Genomic DNA, 297 nt, shown 5'->3' with positions numbered 1-297 from the left:
GCGTTAAGTGGTGAACAACGCTACCACCGAACCTAAAATATTGTGCCGTAAACACTAAAGCTGAATCAAACCAAAAATGCCAAGCGTTGCGAATCCGTCTTAAACGCTTTGTTATGTTTCATTGCTAACCAGTGAACTGACCATTTTGTCATACCGATTAGAACGCAATGAAAGCCCAATACCTATGGAAGCGGGGAAGATTAATGCTATTCCAACGATAACTTCACCAGAGCCACCAAATGCTAATAGCCAAAGCGCAAATATCGCGACAATTGCTGATAAAGCTAAACCACCCCA

General features: G+C 42.4%; 1 protein-coding gene. It reads right to left on the bottom strand.

The window, feature by feature from the left end; genetic code table 11:
* Positions 1-111: 111 nt before the first annotated feature.
* Positions 112-297: hypothetical protein (locus tag RH45_RS23695; protein WP_008081772.1), on the bottom strand; the 186-nt coding region annotated here is incomplete at its 5' end.

Origin of the sequence: Vibrio sinaloensis DSM 21326, assembly GCF_000189275.1 — a bacterium.
GTDB lineage: Bacteria > Pseudomonadota > Gammaproteobacteria > Enterobacterales > Vibrionaceae > Vibrio > Vibrio sinaloensis.
Note: the sequence above shows the minus strand (reverse complement) of the source record. Positions and strands in the feature narration are given on the sequence as shown.